The organism is Vicinamibacterales bacterium (assembly GCA_041659285.1).
Classification (GTDB): Bacteria; Acidobacteriota; Vicinamibacteria; order Vicinamibacterales; family UBA2999; genus 12-FULL-67-14b.
Genome location: JBAZYO010000009.1, coordinates 18,265 through 35,233 on the forward strand (window position 1 = coordinate 18,265; position 16,969 = coordinate 35,233).

The 16,969-nt window shown below is 67.6% G+C and carries 14 protein-coding genes and 1 riboswitch; of the genes, 5 read left to right on the plus strand and 9 right to left on the minus strand.

The window, feature by feature from the left end; all coding sequences use genetic code 11:
- Nucleotides 1–13: 13 nt before the first annotated feature.
- Both WC815_15380 and glp read left to right on the plus strand, forming a co-directional pair.
- Complete coding sequence (locus WC815_15380) at nucleotides 14–517, plus strand: MogA/MoaB family molybdenum cofactor biosynthesis protein (GenBank protein MFA5910162.1); 504 nt, start codon at nucleotides 14–16, stop codon at nucleotides 515–517.
- 5 nt (nucleotides 518–522) lie between these two features.
- A complete protein-coding gene (gene glp, locus WC815_15385) occupies nucleotides 523–1,743 on the plus strand; it encodes a gephyrin-like molybdotransferase Glp (protein MFA5910163.1) in 1,221 nt (406 codons plus the stop codon).
- On the opposite strand, the gene WC815_15390 is transcribed toward glp, so the two are convergent.
- The 9 genes from WC815_15390 to mqnE all read right to left on the minus strand — a co-directional run bounded on the left by WC815_15390 (nucleotide 1,740) and on the right by mqnE (nucleotide 13,957).
- A complete protein-coding gene (locus tag WC815_15390) occupies nucleotides 1,740–5,201 on the minus strand; it encodes a pyruvate carboxylase (protein ID MFA5910164.1) in 3,462 nt (1,153 codons plus the stop codon). The genes glp and WC815_15390 overlap by 4 nt on opposite strands.
- A gap of 84 nt (nucleotides 5,202–5,285) precedes the next feature.
- Nucleotides 5,286–5,651 (minus strand): P-II family nitrogen regulator, encoded by a 366-nt coding sequence (locus WC815_15395; protein MFA5910165.1) that lies wholly within the window; start codon nucleotides 5,649–5,651, stop codon nucleotides 5,286–5,288.
- On the minus strand, nucleotides 5,648–6,937 hold the full coding sequence (locus WC815_15400) for an ammonium transporter (protein ID MFA5910166.1): 1,290 nt from the start codon (nucleotides 6,935–6,937) through the stop codon (nucleotides 5,648–5,650). Before WC815_15400 ends, WC815_15395 begins: the two co-directional genes overlap by 4 nt.
- 182 nt (nucleotides 6,938–7,119) lie before the next feature.
- Nucleotides 7,120–8,697, minus strand: a complete 1,578-nt coding sequence (locus tag WC815_15405) for a sigma 54-interacting transcriptional regulator (protein ID MFA5910167.1) — start codon at nucleotides 8,695–8,697, stop codon at nucleotides 7,120–7,122.
- A gap of 168 nt (nucleotides 8,698–8,865) precedes the next feature.
- The gene (locus WC815_15410; protein MFA5910168.1) at nucleotides 8,866–9,270 is read right to left on the minus strand and encodes a hypothetical protein; all 405 of its coding nucleotides are present in this window, start codon (nucleotides 9,268–9,270) and stop codon (nucleotides 8,866–8,868) included.
- A 57-nt stretch (nucleotides 9,271–9,327) separates the two neighbouring features.
- On the minus strand, nucleotides 9,328–10,770 hold the full coding sequence (locus WC815_15415; protein MFA5910169.1) for an alginate export family protein: 1,443 nt from the start codon (nucleotides 10,768–10,770) through the stop codon (nucleotides 9,328–9,330).
- A gap of 88 nt (nucleotides 10,771–10,858) precedes the next feature.
- Complete coding sequence (locus WC815_15420; GenBank protein MFA5910170.1) at nucleotides 10,859–11,461, minus strand: superoxide dismutase; 603 nt, start codon at nucleotides 11,459–11,461, stop codon at nucleotides 10,859–10,861.
- Between the two features lie 36 nt (nucleotides 11,462–11,497).
- Complete coding sequence (gene nadA / locus WC815_15425) at nucleotides 11,498–12,667, minus strand: quinolinate synthase NadA (GenBank protein MFA5910171.1); 1,170 nt, start codon at nucleotides 12,665–12,667, stop codon at nucleotides 11,498–11,500.
- Nucleotides 12,668–12,850: 183 nt separating this feature from the next.
- Nucleotides 12,851–13,957: an aminofutalosine synthase MqnE gene (gene mqnE / locus WC815_15430; GenBank protein ID MFA5910172.1), complete on the minus strand. Its 1,107-nt coding sequence runs from the start codon at nucleotides 13,955–13,957 to the stop codon at nucleotides 12,851–12,853.
- 69 nt (nucleotides 13,958–14,026) lie between these two features.
- Nucleotides 14,027–14,201: riboswitch (cobalamin riboswitch) on the plus strand.
- A gap of 60 nt (nucleotides 14,202–14,261) precedes the next feature.
- On the opposite strand from mqnE, the gene WC815_15435 reads away from it, so the two are divergent.
- Genes WC815_15435 through WC815_15445 form a run of 3 tightly spaced genes read left to right on the plus strand, consistent with a single transcriptional unit; the run spans nucleotide 14,262 to nucleotide 16,947 of the window.
- Entirely contained in the window at nucleotides 14,262–15,050 is a 789-nt protein-coding gene (locus WC815_15435; protein MFA5910173.1) for an ABC transporter ATP-binding protein, read from the plus strand.
- Nucleotides 15,047–16,048, plus strand: a complete 1,002-nt coding sequence (locus WC815_15440) for an iron ABC transporter permease (GenBank protein ID MFA5910174.1) — start codon at nucleotides 15,047–15,049, stop codon at nucleotides 16,046–16,048. Before WC815_15435 ends, WC815_15440 begins: the two co-directional genes overlap by 4 nt.
- Nucleotides 16,045–16,947, plus strand: a complete 903-nt coding sequence (locus WC815_15445) for a helical backbone metal receptor (protein ID MFA5910175.1) — start codon at nucleotides 16,045–16,047, stop codon at nucleotides 16,945–16,947. Before WC815_15440 ends, WC815_15445 begins: the two co-directional genes overlap by 4 nt.
- Nucleotides 16,948–16,969: the final 22 nt, after the last annotated feature.

The following is a 16,969-nucleotide window of genomic DNA, read 5'->3' on the forward strand; positions in this document are numbered from 1 at the left end:
CTATAATCGACGCGTGAGCAGCACCGAGCACAAGGCGCAAGGGCCGGAGCGCGTCCGGGTCTTCGTGTTGACGGTCAGCGACACCCGGACCGACGAGACCGACACCTCGGGCCAGGCCATCATCGAGCTGCTGCTGGCGGCCGGCCATCAGGTGACCGGCAAGGCGATCGAACCCGACGAACCGGCGCGCGTCGCCGAGCTGGTCCGGCAGCAGGCCGCCATTGCCGACGTTGACGCCATCATCACGACCGGCGGCACCGGGCTCACCAGCCGCGACAGCACCTTCGAGGCGATCGACACGCTTCTGCGAAAGCGCCTCCCCGGCTTCGGCGAGCTGTTCCGCATGCTGAGCTATCACGACATCGGCGCCTCGGCCATGCTGAGCCGCGCCGGCGCCGGCACCATCGGCCGCGTGGTTGTCATCTCGCTTCCGGGATCCGAGAAGGCGGTCCGGCTGGCGATGACCAAGCTCGTGATTCCGGAACTGGGCCACCTGGTTCAACAGGCACAAAAGTAGCGACCATGGCAAAAACCGAAATGCGGCCCATCAAAGACACGATTCCGCTGGAGGAGGCCCGCCAGCTGATTGCTGACGCGTGCCGGCCGATCGAGCGGACCGAGCGCGTTGCGCTCGTGGACGCCAACGGCCGCGTCTGCGCCGCGGACGTGCAATCCACGCGAGACGTGCCGCCGTTCTCACGCGCCGGCATGGACGGCTTCGCCGTAATCGCCGACGACACCTTCGGCGCCAGCCGCTACGAGCCGAAAACGCTGCGGGTGATCGAGAAGGTCTACACCGGCCAGGTTCCGACGCGGCACCTCGAGCCCGGCACCGCCGTCGAGATCGCCACCGGCGCGCCGATGCCCGCCGGCGCCGATGCCGTGGTGATGGTCGAGGAAACGGAGAAGGCGGGAAACGACGTCCGCATCCTGACGCCGGTGTATCCACGGCAGAACGTCGGCCGCCAGGGCGCCGACATCGTGGTCGGCCAGACGGTGATCCGCCGCGGCGACGTGCTCAATCCCAGCCGCGTCGGCGCGCTGGCCGCGCTCGGCGTCGGCGACGTCGAGGTCTACGCGAAGCCGCTGGTCGCCATTCTCTCCACGGGCAACGAGATCGTCGATCCCGGCCGCGAGCTGCTGCCCGGGCAGATCTACGACATCAACAAGTTCACGCTGAGCGCGATCATCCAGGAGCACGGCGGCGTCCCGAAGCCGTTCGCGACGGCGCAAGACACCATCGACGCGCTCGAGCAGGCGATTGATGCCGGCATGGCCTGCGACGTGCTGGTGTTTTCCGGGGGCAGCTCGGTCGGCGAGCGCGACCTCATCCTCGACGTGATCGGCCGCAAAGGCGAGATCCTGTTTCACGGCATCGCGGTGAAGCCCGGCAAGCCCACGGTGTTCGGCACCATCCAGGGCAAGCCCATGTTCGGCATGCCCGGCTACCCGACGTCGTGCTTGTCGAACGCCTACCTGCTGCTGGTGCCGGCGCTGCGCGAGATCGCGCGCCTCGGTCCGCGCTTCACGCCGACCGTCAGCCTGCCGCTCGGCCAGCGCATCGTGTCAACCACCGGCCGGCACCAGTTCTACACGGTGAAGATCGTGGATGGCCAGGCGATGCCCGCGTTCAAGGCCTCCGGCGACATCACCTCGATGTCGCAGGCCGACGGCTACATCGAGATCCCCGCCCAGACCGACATCGTCGAAAAGGGCGAGGTCGTGGACATCCGTCTCTTCTAGGCCAGCACGACCAGCAGATCCCCGGCCTCGACCAAGCCGCCCGACGCCACGGTCACGTCGAGCACGTCGGCATCCGCCGGCGCGGTGATCGCGGTCTCCATCTTCATCGCTTCAATCGACAGCAGGCGGTCGCCCGCCTTGACGCTGTCGCCGGCCTTCACGGCCACGGTCGAGACCTTGCCGGGCATCGGCGCCGACACCTGGTTGGCGTCGCGAGGGTCGGCCTTGCTGTTGCGCTTCACCGTGGATTCCGCCGATCGATCGACCACGGTGACGTCGCGCGGCTGGGCGTTGAGCTCGAAGAAGACCGTGCGCGTGCCGTCCTTGTGCACGTCGCCGGTGGTGAGGTACTTGATGATCAGCGTCTTGCCCCGCTCGATCTCCACCGACACCTCTTCACCGGCGCGCAGGCCGTAGAAGAAGTTCGCGGTCGGAATCACGGAGGTGTTGTCCGCCGCCTGCTGCCGCTTCGCGAAGTCCCGGAACACCTGTGGATAGAGCACGGCGGACAGCACGTCTTCGGTGGTGGGACGGCGGCCGATTTCACGTTCGAGTCCGGCGGCTTCCTGTGCGAAGTCCACGGCCGGCAACATCGCGCCCGGCCGGTCGGCGACCGCCTCGACACGAGCGGCGGCCAGCACGCGGTCGCGAAATGCCGGCGGCCATCCCCCATCCGGAGTGCCCAGCAGGCCCTGCATCATCTCGACGACGCTGCGCGGGACATTGGCGGAGCCGCGGCCCACGGCCAGGTCGTCGGCCGACAGGCCGCTGGTCACCATGAACAACGCCAGGTCGCCCACCACCTTGCTCGACGGCGTCACCTTGACGATGTCACCGAGCAACTGATTGGCGGCGGCGTAGGCATCGCACACGTCGGGCCAGCGGGCGTCCAGCCCAAGGCTTTTCGCCTGCTGCCGCAGGTTGGTGTACTGCCCGCCCGGCATCTCGTGGCGGTAGACGTCCGGCGCCGGCGCATCGAGGCCTTCATCGAACGGGTAATAGAGCTGCCGGACCTGGCCCCAGTAGTGACTCATGCGATCGAGCGTGGCCTGGTCGAGGCCGGTGTCGCGCTCGCCATGGCGGAGCGCCGCGACTATTGCGTTGAGGCAGGGTTGGCTGGTCATGCCGCTCATCGACGCGATCGCGGCGTCGGCGATGTCCACCCCGGCGTCGGCGGCGTAGAGCACGCTGGCGCCGTTGATGCCGCTGGTATCGTGCGTGTGAAAGTGGATGGGCACGCCGACCTCGTCGCGGAGCGCCGTGACGAGGGCGCGGGCGGCGTACGGCTTGCACAATCCGGCCATGTCCTTGATGGCGAGGATGTGGGCCCCCATGGCCACCAGCTCGCGGGCCATGCGCACGTAGTAGTCGAGGCTGTACTTCGTGCGGGCGGGATCGCGGATGTCGCCGGTGTAGCAGATGGCCGCTTCGCAGAGCGCCGCCGTGTCCAGGCGCACCGCCTCCATGGCCACACGCATGTTGCCGGTGGCGTTGAGCGAGTCGAAGATCCGGAACACGTCGATGCCGTTGTGCGCGCTGACGCGGATGAACTCGCGGACGACGTTGTCGGGATAGCTCGTGTAGCCGACCGCGTTGCTGGCCCGCAGCAACATCTGGAACAGGACGTTGGGAATGCGCTTGCGCAGCTCGATCAGCCGCTCCCAGGGATCCTCCTGGAGAAAGCGCATGGTGGTGTCGAAGGTCGCGCCGCCCCACATCTCGATGCTGAACAGGTTCGGCAACTGGCACGCGACGGCATCCGCGACGGCGAGCAGGTCGTAGGTCCGCACCCGCGTCGCCAGCAGGGACTGGTGCGCGTCGCGGAAGGTGGTGTCGGTGATCAGCAGGCGGCGTTCGGCCCGCACCCAGTCGGCGAAGCGTTCGGGGCCGAGGGCGAGCAACTGCTGGCGGGTCCCCGGCGGCGGCGTCACGCTGCGGTCAACCGCCGGCGGCACCGGTGTCACCAGCGCCACCGGCGCCTGGCCGCCCTGCCGCACGTCGTCACGCCCGTTGACGATCACCTCGGCCAGGTAGCCCAGCAGCTTGGTGGCGCGATCGCGCGCGGCCGGGAACTGGAGGAGCTCAGCGGTGCGATCGACAAAGTCGGTGGTGGCGGTGCCGTCACCGAACGTGGGATGCAGGATCACGTTCCGTAAGAACGCGATGTTGGTCTTGACGCCGCGGATGCGGAACTCCTGCAGGGCGCGGTCGGCGCGGCCGATCGCCTCGCCCAGCGTCGCCCCCCACGTCGTCTGCTTGACCAGCAGCGAGTCGAAGTAGGGCGTGATCACGGCGCCGCCGAAGCCGTTGCCGCCATCCAGCCGGATCGCGAACCCGCCGGGCGACCGGTAGGTCGTGATCCGTCCGTAGTCGGGGATGAACCCGTTCTGCGGATCCTCGGTGGTGATGCGGCATTGCACCGCCACGCCGCGTGGTTCGATCGCCTCTTGCCTGGGGATGTTGACCGGCGCGTCGTGAAGACGATGCCCCGCCGCCACGAGGATCTGCGCCTGGACCAGGTCGATGCCCGTGACCATCTCGGTGACGGTGTGCTCCACCTGGATGCGCGGGTTGACTTCGATGAAGTAGAAGTCGCCCCGATCGGCATCGACGAGGAACTCCACGGTGCCCGCGGCCCGATACCCGACCCGCCGGCAGAGTTCGACGGCCGACTGGCAGACCGCTTCGCGAAGCGATCGCGGCAGCCCGACGCTCGGCGCAATCTCGACCAGCTTCTGGTGCCGCCGCTGCACCGAGCAGTCGCGCTCCCACAGGTGCACCAGGTTGCCGTGCGCGTCGCCAAGCACCTGCACTTCCAGGTGCTTGACGCGCGGAATGTAGCGCTCGAGGAACACCTCGGCGCGGCCGAACGCCGCGGCCGCCTCGCGACGCGCTTCGGCGATGCGGGCCAGCAGTTCACCGGCGGCGTGCACGACACGCATGCCGCGACCGCCGCCGCCGAAGCTGGCCTTGACGATCAGGGGAAACCCGATCGCCGCCATCGCCGCGACCGCCGCCTCGTCGGTCTCGACGGCGGTGTCGGTGCCGGGCACGGTCGGCACGCCCGCCAGCTTGGCCAACCGCTTGGCCGCGGTCTTGTCGCCGAAGGTGTCGAGCTGTTCCGGCGTGGGGCCGACAAAGCGCAGGCCGGCGGCCTCGATGCGCCGCGCGAACTCGGCGCTCTCCGACAGGAAACCGTAGCCGGGATGCACCGCGTCCGCGCCGACCGAGACCGCGAGCCGCACGAGGGCGTCGATGTCCAGGTAGGCGCGAACCGGCTCGCCGCCGCCCTCGGGGCCAATCAGGAATGCTTCATCAGCCTTGAAGCGATGAAGCGAGAACCGATCCTCGTGGCTGTAGACCGCCACGGTCCGGAGCCCCAACTCGGTGCCGGCGCGAAGGCAGCGGATGGCGATCTCCGAACGATTGGCAACGAGTAGCTTCTTGATGACGCTCACGACAACAGCGCATTAGAAAGCACCTCGACGCATAATCAAAGCGCAATGTATTGATACAACCGATATCAATAACGGATTGAACGTTTACGCCGGCTCCAGCGCCGGCACCGGGGTGACGGCGTCCTGGTCCTGCTCGCCCGTGCGGATGCGGACGATCCGCTCGACCGGCAGCACCAGGATCTTGCCGTCGCCGACTTCGCCGGTGCGGGCCGCGCCCATGATGGCGTCGATGGTCGGCTGCACGAAGTGGTTCGAGACGCCGATTTCGAGGCGCACCTTCTCCGCCAGCGCCATCTTCACCGTCGTGCCCCGGTAGTTCTCGACCTGCTCGATCTCGCCGCCGTGCCCCTGCACGCGGCTGATGGTGACGCCGCGGACGTCGGCATGAAAGAGCGCTTCGAGCACGTCGCTCAGTTGCTCGGGTCGAATCACTGCGACGATGAGTTTCACGATCGGACTCCTTCCCGCAGCGGCGCGGGATCCATGGCCGCGAGCGGCAGGCCGCCGGCCCGCGGCGTGATGAGAATGGCGCCATCGCCACCGGTGTACGCTTCTTCGCCGTGATCCGTCACATCCAGGCCGATGCCTTCAACGCGGCCTTCGGCGCGCAGCGGCATCACCAGGGCAATCAGCTTGAGGATGACGAACGTGGCCACGCCGCTGTAGGCCAGCACCGCGACCACGCCGTAGATCTGGGTGATCACCTGCGCGGGGTTCCCCGACAACATGCCGCTCGGTCCGCCGCTCCAGGCGGCGTCGGCAAACACGCCGGTGAGGATGGCGCCGGTCGCGCCGCCCACACCGTGTGCGGCGACCACGTCGAGCGAATCGTCCAGCTTGGTGCGCGCGCGATAGATCAACGCGAAGTAGCTGGGGAACGCGCCGAGCGCGCCGAGCGCCAGGGCCGAGGCCGGTCCGATGTAGCCGGCCGCCGGCGTGACCACGACCAATCCCACGACGATCGCAGTCGCGGCACCGATGGCGGTTGCGCGCCCGCCGCGCACGAAGTCAAGCAGCGTCCACACCGCCAGCGTCGCCGCCGGCGCCAGCAGGGTGTTCGCGAACGCCAGCGCCGCAATCGGCGTCGCGCCGAGGGCGCTGCCGGCGTTGAACCCAAACCACCCGAACCAGAGGAGTCCGGCGCCGAGCAAGGTGAACGGGACGTTGTGCGGCAGAATCGCATGCCGGCCATAGTCCTTGCGCGGGCCAACCACCAGTGCCGCCACCAGCGCGGCCGACGCCGCGTTGACGTGCACGACGGCGCCGCCGGCGAAATCAAGCGCGCCGGCCGTGGCGAGGAAGCCGCCACCCCACACCCAGTGCGCGACCGGGGCATACACCACCACCATCCACGCGAGGATGAAGGCCAGGTAGGCGCCGAAGCGCATGCGCTCGACGATCGCGCCCGAGATCAGCGCCGCGGTGATGATGGCGAACGTGCCCTGGAACACCATGAACAGCAGGTGCGGAATCGCGCCCTGCGCCTCCAGCCCGACGCCGCGCAGGCCGGCAAAGCCCAACCCGCCGACCAGCGGCGAGCCCGGCGCGAACGCCAGCGAGTACCCGACCAGCGCCCACACCACCGCGACCGGGCCCAGCGAGACGAAGCTCATCATCATCGTGTTGAGCGCGTTCTTCGCCCGGACCATTCCGCCATAGAAGAAGCCGAGCGCCGGCGTCATCAACAGCACCAGCGCGGTGGACACCAGCATCCACCCAATATCCGCGTTGTTCATCACCCCTCCTGCCGTGAATCCGGCCCCGCGCAGTACGCGCGTGCGGCTCCTCAGTGCAAGAATCGGGACACGCCGCGGGGCGCGCGAGGCGGGGGGCGATAACTCGTTGAAGACAGGCGGATTGCGGCTGGCGTGGCAGGTGGATCGAGGGCGTTTTCAGGACGACATTTTTGTCTGAGCGGCTATTCCGACTCGACAATCATGTGGGGTCTGGTCACGGCCCTGAACCGCGCGGGGTCGAGCCCGAGCTGGCGAATCTTGTAGGCGACCACGCGCTCGGTGGAATCCAGCAGGCGCGCCGCGCGGGCGATGCCGCCGCGCGCCGACTTGAGGGCGTCCTGGATCAGGTCGCGCTCGAGCGCCGCCACCGCCTGCTCGAGCGACACCCGCGGCAGGGTGCCCGACACCTCCGCAGTCTGCAGCGACGGCGGCAGGTCGTGCGCGTGCATCACCCCGCCGGACGACACCAGCACGGCGCGCTCGACCACGTTCTCGAGCTCGCGCACGTTGCCCGGCCAGTGATAACTCATCAGCAGGTCAATCGCCGTGGTCGCGATGCGCCGCACTTCCTTCTCGTGCAGGCGCGCGTACTTCTCGACGAAGTGATCGGCGAGCAGCAGGATGTCGGACTTGCGCTCGCGCAGCGGCGGGACGTACAGGCTGAAGACGTTGAGCCGGTAGAACAGGTCTTCGCGGAACGTGCGCTGGCGGATGGCCGCCTCGAGGTCGCTGTTGGTCGCGGTGATCAGCCGCACGTTGATCTTGATGGTCTGCGTGCCGCCCAGCCGCTCGATCTCGCGTTCCTGCAGCACCCGCAGCAACTTGACCTGCGTCGCCGGCGTCAACTCGCCGATCTCGTCGAGGAACAACGTGCCGCCGTTGGCCAGCTCGAACTTGCCCTTCTTGGTCACCTTGGCGTCGGTGAACGCGCCGGGCTCGTAGCCGAACAGCTCCGACTCGACCAGCTCCTCGGGCAGCGCCCCGCAATTCACCTTGACGTAGGGCTTATTGGCCCGGGGTGAGTGGTAGTGCAGGGCGTGCGCGATCAGTTCCTTGCCCGTGCCCGACTCGCCGCGAATCAGCACGGTGGTGGTCACGCCCGCCACCTGCGCCATCTGCTCGTAGAGGGTCTGCATGGGACGGCTCGTGCCGATGATGTTGCGGAAGTCGTAGCGCTCCTTCAACTCCTGCCGGAGCTGGGTGTTCTCCTGCTGCAGCCGCTGGCGCTCCGACTGGACCAGCCGCTCGACGCGCACCGCCTGGCCCACCAGGGTGCCCGCCACGACCAGCAGCTCACAGGTGTGCCCGAGCGCGGCGTCGGCGCGAAACGGCAGCAGCACACCAATCGCGCCCTCGGTGCGCCCGCCCACGGTGACCGGCACCGACACGAACGACGCGTCGCGGGTCCCGCTCAGGCGCAAGCCGCTGCCGCGCGTCACGAACAGCGGTTCCTTGCTGACGCGCGGCACCACCACGGGCCGGCCGCTCTCGACCACGCGGCTGGTCACGGCGTCGCCTGATTGATGACGCCCGCGGTGCCGCGCCTGCCACGCCACGCCGGTGGTCGCCACCAGCCGGACTTCGGAATCGGCTTCGTCGCGCAACCACACGCCGACGCTCGAGGCGCCGACCAGTTCCTCGAGGTGCTCGACCCCGCGCGCCAGGGCGGCCCGCAAGTGGGCGCCGGTGCCCAACAGGCGGCCGAGCTCGGCCAGCGCCGCCAGCTCGCTCATCGGCCCCTTTGGTCGGCTGCTCCGCATGACAGTCGACTACATCACGGGCAGGCGAAGACTTACAACATAAATGAAGCCGTCACTGAGCAAGACGACAAAACTGTCCCCTTTTTCTCATTTGCGACATTCCCGTCATCGCCGGTTCAGCCGCCCTTGCCAGCCGTACCACCGGCCCCTCCCACGGGGCCGCTGCCGTCAGGCGATGGCGCGGCGATCCTGCAGCCGCAGCCATCCGGTCACGATCCGATAGATCGCCCAGCAGCCAATCGCGAACAGCCCCACCGCCCAAATCGCAAACCCGACGAGCACGATCACCAGCAGCAGGCCGAGCACGAAGACGACGCAGGCGGCGCCCATGGCGAGCCAGAACGTGTTGATCTGCCAGGTGAAGTGCGACTCCAGCCACGTGCCGCGGGCGTCGCCGCGTTTCACGTAGTTGATGATCACGGCGATGATCGACGGCCACCCGAACAGGAACGCGCCGACCACGGTCGAGGCGCCGAACGCGCCAATCGCCAGGCCGAGCGCGTGCAGCGCGTAGGTCACGTGGGTGATGGTCACCAGCGACGGGTCGGGCTCACGGTAAGTCGTCTCGGTCACTTCAACCTCCATCTCGATCAGGCCGGCCCTGAGGGAATCCGCAGGACGGTCGCCGGGTCAGAATCGAATCACGTTCTCGAGGTACCAGAATCCGAGGCGCCGGCCGCTGAATTGCCGCGTCACGACGGCCCCGCCCCACATCGTGCCGGCATACGCGTTCACCGACCAGTGCTTCCGGATGGGCACGTCCACCGCGCCCTCCAGCACCGTGCCCACTCGCGTCTCGCCTCCGGCGGCGCGGCCGGAGAACCCGAAAAAGCGCCCATGGCTGGCGGTGGCACCGCTGCCGTGATACCAGAGGTCCCGTCCGCTCGCCAGCCCGAGCGCATGTACTTCGATACGCGCCTTCATCCCATGCGGTTCAAACCAGGCTTGCGCGAACGCGTCGCTCAGGTTCATTTGCGCGTAGGTGGACGACAAGGCGTACTTGCGCGTCGACGGCAGCATCTGGAAAAACGTGCCGTGCCGCCCATCGTCCGGATTGCGGTCGCCGGAGGCCCACAGGTAACCGGCGCGAAGCCAGGGCCGCCAGGGCGCGCGCGTCCAGCGATGTCCGATTTCGGCGGCGACGCTGGCGGCCCGGTGAGCCTGGCCGTACCAGCGCCCGCCTTCGCCGGCGCCCCACAGCACGGTGTCGAGTTCCCCGGCCGGCGTCGGCGTCACGCGCGCGTGCGACCCGCCGATCGCGATCACGTCCACGTCGATCGGGCGATCGTTCGAGCCGGTGTTGTCCACGACCGCCGCAGTGCCGCGGTGATCGCGATACAGGGTGTTGAACACCTGCCACTCTCCGGTGGCGGCGGATCCCTTCATGGTGAACGCGGCGGTCGCGACCTGGACCTTGGGCATCGACAGGTTGGTGGATTCTTCGAACCCGCCTTGCGTCGGCACCAACGCCGCTGCGGTGACGTGCCACCGCGGGCGGTCGAGGTCCAGCCGCAGGCCATCGAACCGGCGCTGGTAATACGACCACTCGAAGTTGCCGATCAGCCGCGAGTGCAGGCGCTCGCGCTTGAGCGTCTCGAGCGAGGCGGTGGCCGCCAGGGTTTCGGCACCCGACGCAAACGGCATTCGCCCGATCGCGATCGAGGCGCGGCCGTCGCCGGCCTTGACCTTCAAGGCCAGCTCGCCGAGATAGAGCTGGTAACTGTAGCGGACGCCCGACGATGCGAAATAGAACGCGCCGGTGCCCAGGCCCCCGGGGCCGATCGCCCTGGCCGGCAGGTTCTCCACGCGGACGTAATTGAAGGCGCCGCTCAGGTCGAAGCGCGAACCGTCCACCCGTACGCCGAGTTCGGCGCGATCGCCGAGGAACGTGTATTCCGGATCGCCGATCGGCTCGCGCGTCAGCGCGAGGGGATCAAGGCGAGGCTGAAAATACGACCAGGATTCGACACGGGTGACGTTCGACAGCGTGGCGGTGACGTGGGGAGGATCTTGCGCGCGCGCGGCCGATGGCCATGCCACCACGAAGCACGCGAAGTAACAAACAAAGGACACGAAGAATTCTCTTGGGCCGCCCAAAGATGCTTCGCGTCCTTCGTGGTATCTACTTCGTGCTCTTCGTGGTGGTCTTGAATTCCCGCGGTTAGCCCTTGAGCAGGCGATTCACTTCCGCCCAGTTGACCACGTTCCACCACGCGCCGAGGTAATCGGGGCGGCGGTTCTGGTACTTCAGGTAGTAGGCGTGCTCCCACACGTCGATGCCGAGGATGGCCTTCTTCCCCTCCATCAACGGGTTGTCCTGGTTCGGCGTGCTCATCACTTCGAGCTTGCCGCCGTTGTCGATCACCCAGGCCCAGCCGCTGCCGAAGCGGGTGGCGCCGGCCTGGTTAACCCCGGCCTTGAACTTCTCGAAATCCCCAAATGAACTATTGATGGCATCGGCGACCAAACCCGTGGGCGCGCCGCCGGCGGTGGGCGCCATCAGCTTCCAGAAGAACGAGTGGTTCCAGTGGCCGCCACCGTTGTTGCGCACGGCGGTCTTGATGTCGTCCGGCACGCTGTTGATGCCCTTGATCAGGTCGTCCAGGCTCTTGTCGTGCAGCGCGGGGTGCTTGTCGAGCGCCGCGTTCAGGTTGGTCACGTACGCCTGATGATGCTTGCCGTGGTGGATCTGCATCGTCTGGGTGTCGATGTGCGGTTCGAGCGCTGCGGCGTCGTAGGGCAGCGCGGGAAGTGTGTGAGCCATGAAACCTCTCCTGTAGGGCCCCCCTTTATGGGGGGCCTATGTGATCGAGAGCATTCGATCTAGCGCGATCTTAGCCCACTTCTTCTGCTCTTCCGGCACCACGATTTCGTTCACCACCTCGCCGTCAATGAGCGAATCCAGCACCCACAGGAGGTGGTTGGGCGACACGCGGAACATGGTCGAGCAGAGACAGCCGAACTGGTCGAGCGACACCACGGTCTTGTCCGGCGCCACCTCTTCTGCCAACCTGTGGACGAGGTGCACTTCGGTGCCGACCGCCCACACTGAGCCGGGCGCGCTGTCGCGCACCGTCGTGAGGATGTGTTCGGTGGACCCCATGTCGTCCGCGGCCTGCGCCACGTCGAACGGGACTTCCGGATGCACGATCACCTTGATGCCGGGATGCTCGACCCGCACCTTGTCGATCTGCCCGGCGGTGAACCGCACGTGCACCGAGCAGTGGCCCTTCCAGAGGATCAGCTTCGCGTGCTCGAGCTGCTCCCTGGTGAGGCCACCGAACGGTTCGAAGGGGTCCCACACCACCATCTGGTCGAGCGGCACGCCCATCTTGAACGCGGTGTTCCGCCCGAGGTGCTGATCCGGCAGGAACAGCACTTTGTCCTTCTGCGCCCACGCCCACTTCAGTGTCGCCGCCGCATTGGACGAGGTGCAGACCGTGCCGCCGTTCTCGCCGACCAGCGCTTTGATGGACGCGGCCGAGTTGATGTAGGTCACCGGCACGACGCGCCCTTCGACTCCGCTCAGGGCAGGTGCGACGAGGCCCAACTGCCCGAGCTCGCTCCAGCAGACCTCGAGCTGATCCGCGGGCGCCATGTCGGCCATCGAGCAGCCGGCGGCCAGGTCCGGCAGGATGATCCGCTGGTGCGGCATGGCGAGGATGTCGGCGCTCTCGGCCATGAAGTGCACGCCGCAGAACACGATGTAGTCGGCGCGCGGGTGCTTCGCCACTTCGCGCGCGAGCTTGAACGAGTCGCCGGTGTAGTCGGCGAAGCGGATCACTTCATCGCGCTGGTAGTGGTGACCGAGGATGACGAGGCGGTCGCCGAGCGCGGCGCGGGCCGCGGCAATGCGCACCGCCATCTCGTCGTCTGGCAGCCCGAGGTAGGCCTCGGGCAGCGGCTGCCGCTCGTGGATGGAGGCCTTCTCGACTTCGTTGAGGACCGGCAAAAATGTGCCTGTCGCCATGGCGTTATCAAACTCCGTAGCCGCGCCGGCTTGCGAGCTTGTGAAAGTTTTCGCAATCTCCGGGCGCGAAAAGACCAAACTCCACTTGCGGCTATTGCCTGGGTGAAATTTGGCCTGCAATTAGTGTAGCAGAAAGATGTCGTGTCCGCCTTCAGGCGGACCAGGCCCGGCTGACGCCGGACGCTACATCGCCACCGGGATGCGGACGACGTTGTAGAGCGTGTCGCGCTCGATCGGCTCGCGGCCGGCGTCGCGGATGAGCCGCTCGATGTCGTCGGTGGACAACGCCGTCGGCGTCGACGAGCCGGCCATGTGATAGATCGTCTCCTCCTGCACCGTGCCGTCGAGGTCGTCGGCGCCGAACCACAACGCCGTCTGCGCCACCTCGACGCCGCAGGAAATCCAGTAGGCCTTGATGTGATCGACGTTGTCGAGCACCAGCCGCGCCACCGCATGCACCTTCAGCGTTTCGCTCGCCGACGGCGCCGGCAGCTTCCGCATCTGGTTGTTGTCGGGATGGAACGCCAGCGGGATGAACGCCTGCAGCCCGCGGGTGTCGTCCTGCAGCGCCCGCGTCTGCAGCAGGTGGTCGACACGTTCTTCGATCGTCTCGATGTGCCCGTACAGCATCGTCACGTTGGTGCGCATGCCCAGCTCATGGGCAAGGCGGTGGATGACCAGGTAACGGGCGCCATCGCACTTGTCATGGCAGATCTTCTGGCGCACCCGCGGCGCGAAGATCTCGGCGCCGCCGCCGGGGAGCGAGTCGAGACCCGCGGCCTTCAACTCCTCGAGCACCTGCCGGTCCGTCTTGCCGTAGTGATCCGAGAAGAACGCAATCTCCACCGCGGTGAAGCACTTCAGGTGAATGCCCGGCCGGATCTGCTTCAAGCCGCTCAGCAGGTCGGTGTAGTAGCTGAACGGCAGGCCGGGGTGCAGCCCGTTGACGATATGAACTTCGGTCACGGGTTGATCGCCGCGCTGCCGCAGCTTGGCGAAGATCTGCTCGAGCGACATGGTGTGCGCGCCGGCGTCGCCTTCCTTGAGCCGCGCGAACGAGCAGAACAGGCACGAGGCCTCGCACACGTTGGTGGCCTCGAGCCGCAGGTTGTGATTGAAGTAGGTGCGGTCGCCGTGACGGCGCTCGCGCTCGCGATTGGCGATCCAGCCGAGGGCGAGCAGGTCCGGCGCCTCGAACAGCGTCACCGCGTCGTCAAACGACAGCCGTTCGCGCGCCTCGACCTTGTCGGCGATGTCAGCGAGTCCGGCCGCCTGTAAACGTGCGCGCATGTGTCCCGAATCCATTCTAGCAACAATGCTACAATTCGGGGTTCAACCGACGCGTACCAGGACAGCCAGGGAAGTTGGGTGCGAAGCCCACACGGTCCCGCCACTGTAAGCGGCTCCTAGTGGAGCGTGTCAACGACGGCGAAAGTATCGACCACGGAGTTCAACGTCGGTACTGGGGTCGTTCCGTAGGAACGACTCGCTTTCGCTCTCGAGCAGACACTCCACGATCCGCGAGTCAGGAGACTGGCAGTTCACGGGCAAGTCACTCATTCAGGCGCGTGAGACGCCTGGGAGGCGACGCGCAGTGCTTTCCGCAGACCAGGTCTCGTTCCGCTACGCGCCCGACGGCCCGCTCGTCGTTGACGGCGTCACGCTGCGCCTCGCCGCAGGCTCTCTCGTCGGCATTCTCGGCCCCAACGGTTCCGGCAAGACCACGCTGCTGCGCCTGCTGAGCGGCACGCGGCGCCCCTCGTCCGGCCGCGTGCGGTTCGTCGACCAGCCGCTGGATCGCATGTCGCGGCGCGAGGTGGCGCGGCGGATCGCCGTGGTGCCGCAGGAGACCGAACTCGCGTTCGAGTATTCGGTCATCGAGATCGTGCTGATGGGCCGGCACCCGCACCTCGGCGTGTTCACGGTGGAAGGTCCCGATGACATCCGGATTGCGCACGAGGCCCTGGCCGCCACCGGCACGGCGCACCTGGCCGGCCGGCAGTTCCACGAACTGAGCGGCGGCGAAAAACAGCGCGTGATCATTGCCGCCGCGCTCGCGCAATCGGCGGCGCTCCTGCTGCTGGACGAGCCCACGGCGTCGCTCGACCTCGGCTACCAGCTGGAAGTCTCGGCCCTCCTGCGGCGGTTGAACCGGGACCATGCGGTGACCATGGCCATCTCGACGCACGACCTCAACCTGGCGGCGTCGATCTGCCGCGAGCTGATCCTGATGCGCGACGGCCGCGTGGTCGCGATGGGGCCGACCAACGAAGTGCTGACACCGGACAACGTGCGACGACTCTACGACGTCGAGGCCGACGTGCACGTGCACAGCGACACCGGCCACATGATCGTGGTGCCGGTCCGGCGAGTGTCACGGTGACCATCCGCCGCCGCATCGTCACCATCGTTGTGGCCTTCGCTGCCGTGGCGGTGGCCGTCGTGATTTGGGCGCCGACGGTGGGGAGCACGAGCATCTCGCTGTCGAGGGCGTTCGACTCGTCGATTCCGTGGGAAGACAACGTTGACGCGCAGATCTTCTTCGTGGCGCGGCTGCCCCGCGTCCTGTCGGGCGCCATCGTCGGCGCCGCGCTGGCGGCCGCCGGCGTCGTGCTGCAGGCGATGCTCCGCAATCCGCTGGCGACGCCGTTCACGCTGGGCGTGTCGAGCGGCGGGGCGCTGGGCGCGATGCTGGCCATCGCGCTCGGCCTCGACCTCGGCATGCTGGGCGTCTCGTCGGTCCCCATCGCCAGCTTCGCCGGCTCGCTGGTCGCCATCGGCATCGTCTACTGGCTGGCCTCCTCGCAGAAGCGAGGGCTCTCCACCAACGTGCTGCTGCTGGCGGGCGTCACGCTCAACTCGTTCTTCTCCGCGCTGATCCTCTTCGTGCAGTACATGGCGGACTTCACGGAGTCGTTCAGGACCGTGCGCTGGCTGATGGGCGACCTGGACGTGGGCAGCTACAGCCCGATCCTCGCCGCGCTGCCCTTCCTGCTGGCGGCGTTCGCCATGTTCGCCGTCCTGCCGCGCACGCTCAACCTGCTGACCATGGGCGAGGACGTGGCGGCGGCGCGCGGCGTCGAGGTGATTCGCGCGCAGCGCCTGGCCTTCCTCAGCGCCTCGCTGGCCACCGGCGCGGCGGTGTCGCTGGGCGGCCCGATCGGCTTCATCGGCATCGTCGTGCCCCACCTGGTGCGCTTGATGGTGGGGTCGGACCACCGCGTGGTGCTGCCCGCGGCCACCCTGTTCGGTGCCGCCTTCACGGTGATTTGCGACCTCGCCGCGCGCACGATCATGGCGCCGCTGGAACTGCCGGTGGGCATCGTCACCGCGCTGATTGGCGGGCCGTTCTTCTTGTGGTTGCTGGTGAAGAAGTCATGACAATTCGAACCACCATGGACGCGGAGACCACAATCACGAAGCACGCGAAGTTACTCGTGGTTGTCTTATTCGTGTCCTTCGTGGTTCCCTTCGTGTCCTTCGTGGTTGCGCTTCAATCACGCCCGCAACGGATCGTGTCGCTGGTCCCCGCGCTCACCGAAATGCTCTACGCCATGGGCGCCGGCCCGCAGGTGGTGGCCGTCTCCAGCTACGACGAGTATCCGCCCGAGGTGACGAAGCTCCCGCGCGTGGGCGCGTTGCTGGATCCCGACACCGAGCGGATCATCTCCCTCGAGCCGGACCTGGTCATCACCTACGGCAGCCAGGTGGACCTGCGGGCGCAGATGAAGCGGGCCGCGATACCGACGTTCGACTACCGCCACGCGGACCTGAGGGACATCCTGCTGACCATGAAGGCGCTTGGCGCCAGGACCGGACACTCGGCCGAGGCCGACCGGGCCGTGGCCGCCATCGAAGCCAGGCTGGCCGCCGTGCGCGCCCGGGTGGCCGGCACGCGGAGGCCGAAGACGCTACTCGTGTTCTCGCGCGAACCGCGGGCGTTGCGAAACATCTACGTGAGCGGCGGACGCGGCTTTCTCCACGACATGCTGGAGATTGCGGGCGGAGACGATGTGTTCGGCGACATCGACCGGGAGTCGATGCAGGCTTCGACGGAGGTGCTCCTGGCACGCGCGCCGGAAGTGATCCTCGAGCTGCGCCCGGACGACATCCCGGAGGGCACGCCGACGCAGGCGGAACTCGCCTCGTGGTCGCGGCTCGCGTCGGTGCCCGCCGTCCGCAACCGGCGGGTGATCTTCATTTCCGGCCGCGCCGTCACGGTCCCCGGCCCGCGCCTCGCCGACACCGTCGAGCGGATGGCTCTGGCGCTGCACCCGTAGGGCGCACTTTGGTGCGCGCGGA

What these genes read in the sequence shown, in the direction of transcription:
- glp (MFA5910163.1), top strand. Translation starts at nt 523, where the DNA reads ATGGCAAAAACCGAAATGCGGCCCATCAAAGACACGATTCCGCTGGAG.
- WC815_15400 (MFA5910166.1), bottom strand. Translation starts at nt 6,937, where the DNA reads ATGAACAACGCGGATATTGGGTGGATGCTGGTGTCCACCGCGCTGGTG.
- WC815_15405 (MFA5910167.1), bottom strand. Translation starts at nt 8,697, where the DNA reads ATGCGGAGCAGCCGACCAAAGGGGCCGATGAGCGAGCTGGCGGCGCTG.
- WC815_15420 (MFA5910170.1), bottom strand. Translation starts at nt 11,461, where the DNA reads ATGGCTCACACACTTCCCGCGCTGCCCTACGACGCCGCAGCGCTCGAA.
- nadA (MFA5910171.1), bottom strand. Translation starts at nt 12,667, where the DNA reads ATGGCGACAGGCACATTTTTGCCGGTCCTCAACGAAGTCGAGAAGGCC.
- mqnE (MFA5910172.1), bottom strand. Translation starts at nt 13,957, where the DNA reads ATGCGCGCACGTTTACAGGCGGCCGGACTCGCTGACATCGCCGACAAG.
- WC815_15445 (MFA5910175.1), top strand. Translation starts at nt 16,045, where the DNA reads ATGACAATTCGAACCACCATGGACGCGGAGACCACAATCACGAAGCAC.